Annotated in this window: 8 protein-coding genes; 6 read left to right on the top strand and 2 right to left on the bottom strand. The window is 65.8% G+C overall.

Annotated elements, in window-relative coordinates:
• Window positions 1-676 precede the first annotated feature (676 nt).
• Window positions 677-1,108, top strand: a complete 432-nt coding sequence (locus J2X45_RS18305) for an Rrf2 family transcriptional regulator (protein WP_310217727.1) — start codon at window positions 677-679, stop codon at window positions 1,106-1,108.
• Between the two features lie 75 nt (window positions 1,109-1,183).
• Here J2X45_RS18305 and J2X45_RS18300 read toward each other — a convergent pair whose 3' ends face one another.
• The gene (locus J2X45_RS18300; RefSeq protein ID WP_310217724.1) at window positions 1,184-1,615 is read right to left on the bottom strand and encodes a CBS domain-containing protein; all 432 of its coding nucleotides are present in this window, start codon (window positions 1,613-1,615) and stop codon (window positions 1,184-1,186) included.
• A gap of 72 nt (window positions 1,616-1,687) precedes the next feature.
• The gene (locus tag J2X45_RS18295) at window positions 1,688-2,344 is read right to left on the bottom strand and encodes a rhomboid family intramembrane serine protease (protein WP_310217721.1); all 657 of its coding nucleotides are present in this window, start codon (window positions 2,342-2,344) and stop codon (window positions 1,688-1,690) included.
• A 145-nt stretch (window positions 2,345-2,489) separates the two neighbouring features.
• Here J2X45_RS18295 and hfaA point away from each other — a divergent pair, with 145 nt between their 5' ends.
• The 5 genes from hfaA to J2X45_RS18270 all read left to right on the top strand — a co-directional run bounded on the left by hfaA (window position 2,490) and on the right by J2X45_RS18270 (window position 9,374).
• Complete coding sequence (gene hfaA / locus J2X45_RS18290) at window positions 2,490-2,933, top strand: holdfast anchoring protein HfaA (protein WP_310217718.1); 444 nt, start codon at window positions 2,490-2,492, stop codon at window positions 2,931-2,933.
• Window positions 2,930-3,943, top strand: a complete 1,014-nt coding sequence (gene hfaB / locus J2X45_RS18285; protein ID WP_310217715.1) for a holdfast anchoring protein HfaB — start codon at window positions 2,930-2,932, stop codon at window positions 3,941-3,943. Before hfaA ends, hfaB begins: the two co-directional genes overlap by 4 nt.
• Complete coding sequence (gene hfaD, locus J2X45_RS18280) at window positions 3,861-5,108, top strand: holdfast anchor protein HfaD (protein ID WP_310217711.1); 1,248 nt, start codon at window positions 3,861-3,863, stop codon at window positions 5,106-5,108. Before hfaB ends, hfaD begins: the two co-directional genes overlap by 83 nt.
• A gap of 134 nt (window positions 5,109-5,242) precedes the next feature.
• Window positions 5,243-7,072, top strand: coding sequence for an ABC-F family ATP-binding cassette domain-containing protein (locus J2X45_RS18275; RefSeq protein ID WP_310217708.1), 1,830 nt, complete (start codon window positions 5,243-5,245; stop codon window positions 7,070-7,072).
• Window positions 7,073-7,292: 220 nt separating this feature from the next.
• The gene (locus J2X45_RS18270) at window positions 7,293-9,374 is read left to right on the top strand and encodes an MASE1 domain-containing protein (RefSeq protein WP_310217738.1); all 2,082 of its coding nucleotides are present in this window, start codon (window positions 7,293-7,295) and stop codon (window positions 9,372-9,374) included.
• Window positions 9,375-9,401: the final 27 nt, after the last annotated feature.

Here is a 9,401-nt window from a genome sequence, read left to right as displayed (position 1 = left end):
CTCCCGGCGGCCCCATCGTTTAGCGCCCGATGTCGGCGGAGGCGGCTATCTATCCAACCTCGTTTTCCCTGTCAAATCGTTTTTTTCAAAACTTTCTGACTTTCTCTCCGCGCCCGACCCGAAGGCTTTCTGCGGAGCCGGCAGCTTCTAAAGAAGTCACCAGATCCAGTCAAGCAACTTTTTCTAAGAAAAAGCGATGCTCTTCTGGGCGGAAATACTTAGAAGCTCTTTCGAACTACTCAGCATTTCCAAGGAGCGCGGCTTCTATCGAAACCGAATTCCTAGGTCAACCGAACTTTTCATTTTTGTTGCCCTTCCCGACCAGGCCGGTTCTGAGCACAAAAACTGCCGTTGGCGCGCCAGAGGAGCGCCGCGAGCTCGAAGAGATTCGACTGAGGCTGGGGAACCTAGCGATCCACGTTGCGAAACGCAAGCCCCGAGAGGCTCAAGTTCCGGTCCGTGGCGCGCGGCCCCGAAGCGAGGGGCGGCTTCTAGGCCCCCTCTCCCGAGGCGGCAAGCGTGAAATCGGCGTTTCATCCCCACCGGGCGGCATTCCCTGTGCATGAACGTTGTCATGCAAGACTTGCGCGGAAAGCACGCCTCGCTCAGAACGCGCACCACTCTATAGAGCGCGCCCGCTGGGGCCATGCTCGTTCCATCAAGGCGCCCTGCCACCATGTTGTCCCAGAAGGCTCGCTATGCGCTTCGCGCCATGATCGAACTGGCGCGCGCCGACACCCAGGTCACCGCCGGAGAACTTGCCGAGCGCGCCGACGCGCCGCGCAAGTTTCTTGAAGCGATCCTTCTGTCTCTCGCGCGCGAGGGCCTGGTGATCAGCCGGCGAGGCAAGTTCGGCGGCTATGTATTAGGGCGTGAGGCCGATGCGATCAGCTTCGCCGAGATCATCCGACTGGTCGACGGCCCTTTGGCCCTGACGCCTTGCGTGAGCCGCACCGCGTTCCGACGCTGCGAGGACTGCCGCGACCTGGCGAGCTGCGCCCTGCGTGAGGCGCTGCTCCGCGCCCGCGACGCGACCGCCGGCGTTCTGGAAGGCTACAGCCTGGCCGACGCCGCCAAGGGCGCCGGCGCTGAGCTGATCGAGAGTTAGCGGCGCCAGTCTCTATATATGCGGCGCTCCCTCTATAGAGCGCAGCATATATAGAGGGAGCCGGTCGATCCCGGCTCAGCCCGCTGCGATATAGGCTTTCAGTCCCTCGGCCTCGGCCTGGGTTTCGCTGATCTTGTACTTTACGAGGTCGCCGATCGAGATGATCCCCGCCAGGCGCTCCCCGTTCACCACAGGCAGGTGGCGGATACGGCGGTCGGTCATTCTTTCCAGAAGCGCGTCGATCGACTCGTCAGGCTGAGCAAAGACGACATTGGCGCTCATGCAGCCGCTGATCGGCTTGGAGAGCGCGGCGGCCCCTTCCTTGGCGATCATGCGGACGATGTCGCGTTCGGATACGATGCCGACGACAGCTTCCTTTTCATCGACGACGACCATGGCCCCGACCCGCCGGGTATGAAGCAACGCCGCTGCGGCGCCGACCGTCTCCTGAGGAGAGGCCGTGAACACGAGATCACCCTTGTCCTTGAGGATCTGAGAAACCAGCACAGCTTGTCCTCCCTTGTTCTTTATAGAACGAGGGTCCTCCAAAGCGGGTCTTCAATCAATGGGGCTTGGGCCTCAATGGGTATCGGGGACATTCGCGGGCGGACCGGCCCAGCGCGCGAACGGGCCGATCAGCAGCACGCCGGCCGCAAACCCGATCAGATGCGCCTCCCAGGCGACGCCGCCTGCGCCCATCGTCAGAAGACTGCCGGTCACCGCAAGAACCAGATTCACCACGAGCCAGCCCAGGCCCAGGGAAATCACGCGCGGCCCGAAGACAGGCCCGAGTTGGCCGGGTGCGCTGTCCATGGTGCGCGCCGCAGCACCCATCAGGCCGGCGATGGCGCCGGACGCGCCCACGACGGGGCTCAGGCCTTGAGGGTGGATGGCGGCGAAGCCGACGCCGGCGACCACGCCGCAGGCAAGGTAGAACAGGCAGAAGATTCCCCCTCCCCGGCCGTTAAGTCCCAGCACGCGGGAGACCGGCGCCCCGAACGCCAGACCAAAGACGGCGTTCATAATCGCGTGGATCCACCCGCCGTGGACGAACTGCATGGTGATGACGCCCGTCCACCGGCCCTCCCAGAATTCGCGGGGCACAAGGGCCAGGGAGTAGATCAGGTCCTGGCTGGCGTTCTGCAGCAGGAGGTGCGGGACGATCACAGCCGCCGCAACCAGCAGCGCGGGCCAGGGCGCGTTGAAGATCGGTTCGGGGCGCGGGGGCTGGTCCATGACTTCTATCTAGGGGCTCGTGCGACGATTCGAACCCCGTCGCGGGGCTTAACCATTTTTCGAGACCTTGGGTCTATCCCTGACGCTGTATCTTTTTGGCACGAGGGTTGCTTGCCGCTCCGTGTCGACAGTCGCGGAGCCTTTCATGGCCTGGCATCGGAAATCAAAGAAGCGTGTGGCGATGCTCGTCGTCGCCGTTGCGCTCGGCGCGGGCGGCCTCGCCAACGCGCAGTCGATGTCGACCAACTCGGCCTCGTTCAACGCCGGCTATGGCCGCAGCTCGGGCCAGGAAAGCCGGATGGTCGAGTATTCGACCCGGGACGCCAACGGCAACCGGGTGATCGTGGACGGCGTCATGTTGACTGGCTCCGACCAGAGCGTCTTCTCCTCCAGCCGCAGCTCGGGGTCGCTCGACGCCTATTCGGGCGTTGGCGCTGTCGGCGGCTACGCCGGCTCCACCGCAATTGGCAACAACCTCACGGTCATCACCCAGGGCAACAACAACACGGTCATCGTCAACTCCAGTCAGGTGAACACCGGCAACGTCACCGCAGGCTCGAATGTTGTGAAGGGCGGCGCTCCCAAATGATGGTCAAGCGCACAGGGCTGGTCCTGGCCTTGCTGGCGACAGCGGCGCTCAGCGCCTGCGGCAGCACGCCCGTGGCCTCGACGGCCGGCAACTACGCCAAGCCGATCGGCACCGCGCCGGTGACCGCCAATCCCACCGATTACTCTTCAGCGCTGGTCTGCCTGAACCAGTACGCCCGCACGAACCGCATCGTCGCGCCGCGTATCGCGATCGGCCGCATCGCCGACTACACCGGCAAGGAAGAGTCCGACGGTTCGGGCCGCAAGGTCACCCAAGGCGCTTCGCTGATGGCCGTCTCGGCCTTCGCCAAGGCTGGCATGCCGCTGGTCGAACGCTTCGACACCTCGGTGTCGGAGTTCGAGCTGAAGTACGCCAACAACAAGCTGATCTCGGATCGTCCCAACCCGGCGCCCGACGCGCCGGCGGACTTCCGCAAGATCCTGGCCGGTCAGGTGCCGGGCTCCGACTTCTATGTCATCGGCGGCATCACCGAGCTGAACTACAACATTCGGTCGGCCGGCATTGACGCCTATGCCGGCGACAAGGACACCGACGGGCTGAAGGGCAACTTCCGCCGTCGCGTCTTCATCATGAACATCGCGCTGGACCTGCGCCTGGTGAACACCCGCACCCTCGAGGTGGTGGACGTGATCTCGTATCAGAAGCAGGTCGTCGGCCGCGAAATCAGCGCCGGCGTCTTCGACTTCTTGAATGGCAACCTCTTCGACATCTCCGCCGGTCGCGGGGCGCTGGAGCCGATGCAGCTTGCGGTCCGCGCCCTGATCGAGCGCGCGACCGTCGAGATGGCCGCCAACCTCTACGGCATGCCTGGTCCGGAAAGCTGCCTGCGTTTTGATCCGTTCGGTGACGCCACCGTCGGACAGACAGGCGCCTTCACGCCGGCCTACAACAATCTGGGAACGAACAATGCGCAGACCCGCGATGACCCGTCTCGCTGGAACGCTCGCCGCGATCCCGATATCCGTGATGCTAAGCGGGGTCGCTACTAGCCAGACGACCACCCCGAGCCCGGTCCTCAACAACCAGATCAATCTGGGCGAGATCTTCTCGGAGCAGACCCTCAACGTCCAGACGGTCAGCGACGGCGTGACGGCCAGCACCACCGCCCAGGCCAATGGCGTGTCGGTCGGCGTGACCAACTCCGACGCCGCCGTGACCTCGAACCAGGACAACCAGGGGGTCGTCTACGGCCACGGCGTGGTCGACGTCGCCGGCAATGCGGGCGCCTCGAGCGCGGTGCGGACGACCGCCGTGGGCAACGCCGCCGCCCTCGCCGCCTCGAATGGCACGATCTCAGCCTTCGCGGTGCAGACCAACTCGGCCGCCGTCACCGCGCGCGGCCAGGTCGAAGCCGCCAACGCTGAAGCGTCCGACCTGACCCAGTCCACCCTCGCCATTGGCAACAGCGCCGGCGTGACGCTCGACAATGGCTCGGCCGGCGCGCGGATCAGCCAGTCCACGACCGCCAATGTGCTGGCGGACGGCGGCGCGATCGTCGGCTACGTCTCGGGAACCAGCGCGGTCACCGCAACGACTGCGGGCAACAACATCAACATCGGCGGCGCTAACCAGTCGGCTGTTCGGGCGATCACCGATCAGGCCAACACGGCTGACGTGACCCAGGCCAGCAAGTTCACGGCCTACGGCAATAGTAATCTCACGTCGACCGCAGCGACGGCGACGGGCAACAACCTGTCGGTCACCAATGAAGGCCCGCTGGCGGACGTGACCTCGAACCAGTGGAACACGTCCTATGTGCGCGGCCAGGCCGAAGGGACCTCGTACCTGTTCGGCGCGGCCCAAACCACGGCCTACGCCGCCGGCAATTCGTCGCAGGTCAACAATATCGGGACCGAACTGGTGCTCGACAACATCCAGACCAATACCGGCGGCGGAGTCGAAGCGACCGCCAGCTTCGTCGGGCAGGACGGCTACGACACGGTGACGACCGCCACCGCCATGGGCAACGCCGTTACCGGCTATGCCTGCTCACGCTGCAATGGCCGGATGAGCGTCAACAACACCCAGACAAACAGCGCCGACGTCGGCGCATCGTCCTCGTCCAGCGTCGTGTCCAGCGGGCGGCAGGTCACCGGCGTCTCGACCGCGATCGGCAACAACGCCAGCTTCAACGTCAACGCCCCCGGGAACTAAGGCGCAGGGCCTAGCGACCAAGGTCCGCGCGTGTCCGAGCGTGATCGAGAATTTGGCGTTCCTTCGGCCTCTGGCCTGCTATACGCCCTCTCCTCCCGCGACGCTCCGCCGCCTCGACCCCGTATTCAGACACCATGGCCTCTCCCGCCCGCGCGCCCGTACTGGCTCTTAAAGACGTCCGCCTCGCCGACGGCGCCAAGCCGCTGTTCGACGGCGTTGACCTGGCGCTGGAACCGCGCGTGCGCGCCTGCCTCGTCGGGCGCAACGGCGCGGGCAAGTCGACCCTGCTGAAGATCCTGGCGGCCCAGGGCGTCGAGGCCGATAGCGGAGAACGCGCCGTGCAGCCCGGCGCTAAGGTCGTCTATGTCAGCCAGGAACCAGAGATCACCGGCGAGACCCTGCTGGAGTACGCCACCGCCGGCGGCGCCCAGGACTATGAAGCCCAGGCCGCACTCGCCGATTTCGGTCTGGATCCCAACAAGAGCGCCAAGGGCCTGTCCGGCGGCGAGACGCGCCGCGCCGCATTGGCGCGCGCCTTCGCCGAGCAGCCTGACGTGCTGCTGCTGGACGAGCCGACCAACCACCTGGACATCTTCGCCATTCAGACGCTGGAAGACGAGCTGGCCGCCTCCAAGTGCGCCGCCCTGATCGTCAGCCACGACCGCGCCTTCCTCAACCGCGTCACCGAGCGCTGCTTCTGGCTGGAGCACCGCAAGATCCGTCGCCTGGACAAGGGCTTCTCAGAGTTTGAAGCCTGGGCGGACTCGATCGTGGCCGCCGACGCCGAGGAGGCCCGGCGCCTGGACAAGGTGCTGGAGCGGGAAAACGCCTGGCTGGCGCGCGGCGTCCAAGGCCGCCGCGCCCGCAACGAAGGCCGCCGCCGCGCGCTGCTGGCTCTCCGCGCCGAGAAGAAGGACCGCCAGTCCGAACTGCGCGGAACCATGACCATGGCCGTGGAGTCGGCCGGGACCTCCGGCAAGCGCGTGGTCGAGGCCAAGGGCGTCACCAAGCGCTTCGGTGATCGCACGATCGTCGAGAACTTCTCGACCCGCATCCTGCGCGGGGACCGTGTCGCTCTGGTCGGCCCCAACGGCGCCGGCAAGACCACCCTGGTCAAGCTGTTGCTGGGCGAGTTGGAGCTGGACGCCGGCTCGGTGCAGCTCGGAACCAATCTCGAGGTCTCTTATATCGACCAGGCGCGGATGGCCCTGTCCGACAAGATCACCGTCTGGGACTTCCTCACGCCCGGCGGCGGGGACTCGATCATCGTCCGCGGCCACCCCAAGCATGTGGCGGGCTACGCCAAGGAGTTCCTGTTCACCGACGCCCAGCTGCGCCAGCCCGTCACCAGCCTGTCGGGCGGCGAGCGCAATCGCCTCTTGCTGGCGCGCGCGCTGGCCAACCCCACCAACCTGATGGTGCTGGACGAACCGACCAACGACCTGGACATGGACACGCTGGACCTCTTGGAGGACCTGCTGGCCGACTTCGACGGCACGCTGATCCTGGTCAGCCACGACCGCGACTTCATCGACCGCCTGGCCAGCTCCACCATCGCCCTCGACGGCAAGGGCAAGGTCGTGGAGACCCCGGGCGGCTGGACCGACCTGATGGATCAGAATCCGGACTTCTTCAAAGCCTCGAAGTCCGGAACCGCGTTCGCGCCTGTGTCGAAGGGCGCCACCAAGCCCGCAAGCGCCGCGCCGGTTGCTCCGCCGAAGAAGAGCGTCAAGCTCTCCTACAAGGACCAGCGCCGCCTGGAAGAATGCGAGGCGCTGATCGCCAAGAGCCCGGCGATCATCGCCAAGCTCGAAGAAGCGTTGGCGGACCCCAACCTCTACACGCGCGATCCAGTCACCTTCGACAAGACGATGAAAGCCCTCGACAAGGCGCGCGCCGACCTCGAGCAAGCCGAGATGGAGTGGCTGGAACTGGAGGAAAAGAAGGAAGGCTTGGCGAGCTGACCGCCGGTCGCCGGATGGCCGTCTTCAGCGCAAAGGTGTGCGACGAAATGGCACAGCCATCGATTGCTAGGCGCGAACGGTTTGTGCAGTCGTAATGTAGCGCCTGTGGCGACGATCTCGTGGCGGCACGCTACGCGTCATGGCCTTGTTCGGCGATCAGGACTTTCACGCGATCCGCGCGAACCTGCCTGGCGCCTTCGGCTTTGGGAACGACTTCACGATGACGCTGAGTTTGGCGTTTCATGAGGAGAGGCGGCAAGCGGTTCTGCTGCTGGCCTTGTCGTGCACGATCGTCGCAGCGATCGCTTTCAGCGAGTACCTGACCCGCGCGACGCTGGGGGTCGCCGCCTTCTGGCCCGCCAACGCGTTCCTGGCCGCTGGGCTGTTCACGCTCACGGGCGCCCGTCGCCCGATGTTGGCTGGCGTGTTCATCGTATCTCATCTCACGGTGAGCCTCCTGGCGGGCGACGAACTGCTATCGGCTCTGCTGTACGCCATCGTCGATCTCTGTGAGGCCGGGGCGGTCTGGGCTGTCTGCCATCGGTTCTGGAATGGCGCCCCGCGCGTGCGGACCATGCGCTCCCTGGCGCAAATGCCCGCAATCACAACGCCGATCGCTCTCGTTTCGGCGCTGGTCTGCGCGAGTGCCTTCCATTTCGGTTACGGCGCGCCCTTCGTGGAAACCCTAATCGATTGGTTCCTGCGCAGCGCGCTTGGCCTCGCTGTCGCGCTGCCTGCCACCCTGGTGCTGATCGACGCCGAGCACAGGCGCGCTTTCCACCGTCCGTGGACCGAGCAGTTGCTGCTGATGTTCGGCGTCGGCACGATCGCCCTGCTTTGCGCGCACCCGGCGGCCGGCGCGCCGCCAGTGTTGATCTTTCCGGTGACCTTGGCGGCCGCCTACCGGCTTGGGGCCCGAGGCGCCGCGCTCGCGGCGTTCCTGACCATCGGGATCATGATGCCGTTGGCCGTATCATCGGGGTCGTCTCCCTTTAACCCGACCCAGGATCCCGTCGTCCAAGCCCGGACGATCCAGGTGTTTACGAGCGTCCTGTTCTACACCTGCCTCGCCGCCGGCTTGGCCTTTGGCCAGCAGAACCGGCTCAAGCGCCTGTTGCTCCGTCGCGAGCTGCTGACCCGCGCCGCGCGCGGCCGCGCCTTGGCCGCCACCGAGGCCAAGACCGAGTTCCTGGCCACGATGAGCCACGAGATCCGCACGCCGCTGAATAGCGTGCTCGGCTTCGCCCAACTGCTCGCCGCGCGCGAAGACCTGCCGCCCGACGCCCGCCGTCAGGTCAATCTGATCGATAGCGCGGGCGCCGCCTTGTTGACGGTCGTCGACGACATCCTGGACTTCTCGCGCGTCGAGGCGGGCCAGATCGAGCTTCTGCCAGGCCCAACCTCCGCAGCGGCCTTGCTCCAGGATACGGTTGCGATCATGGCCCCCGAGGCGCGCGCCAAGGGCTTGTCGATGGACCTGGAGATCCTCGATCCCCTCGGGGTGCTGCACGATCTGGACGCCGATCGCCTGAGGCAGGTCTTGATCAACCTGCTGAACAACGCCGTGAAGTTCACCGACGAAGGCCGGATCGGCGCACGCTTGATCATCGAGCCGGGCGATCTGGAGGACCGTCTGCGGTTCGAGATCGCTGACACCGGTGTCGGCATTGCGCTCGATAAGCAAGGCCTGCTCTTCCAGCGCTTCTCACAGACCGACAGCTCGCCGAGCCGCCTACATGGCGGCGCGGGACTCGGCCTGGCGATCGCCAAGGCTCTGGTCGACGTTATGGGCGGCAAGATCGGTGTCGACAGCGTCCCGGGCCGGGGCTCGTGCTTCTGGGTGGAGCTCTACGCACCCGTCGCCGAGCCAGGACCCGAGCCTGAGCCGGCGAAGCCCCCGGAGCCCGGCGCTGCGCGGATTCTGATCGTCGACGACCACGCCATCAATCTTGAGATCGCCGCGGCGCTTCTCACCCTGGTCGGGTATGAGGTGGATCTGGCCGAAAATGGCGGACAGGCGGTGGAGAAAGCGCAAACCGGCGCCTATGACCTCATTCTGATGGACATCCACATGCCGTTGATGGACGGACTGCAGGCGACGCGGGCGATCAAGGCCCTGCGCACGCCCACCGGCAAGGCGCCGATCATCGCCATGAGCGCCGACGCCCTGCCCCGCCAGGTCGAGCGCTGCTACGCCGCCGGCATGGTCGACCACATCGCCAAGCCGATTCAGCGAGAGGTGCTCTACGCCAAGGTCGAGCGCTGGCTGCACCCACGGCCCGATACGCCGGCGCCAAACTAGCCTCCCCCAAGACGCCGAAGCCGCGGG

Origin of the sequence: Caulobacter sp. BE264, from assembly GCF_031457805.1 — a bacterium.
Classification (GTDB): Bacteria; Pseudomonadota; Alphaproteobacteria; order Caulobacterales; family Caulobacteraceae; genus Caulobacter.
The sequence above is the reverse complement of the archived record's forward strand: the minus strand, read 5'-3'. Positions and strand labels throughout refer to the sequence as shown.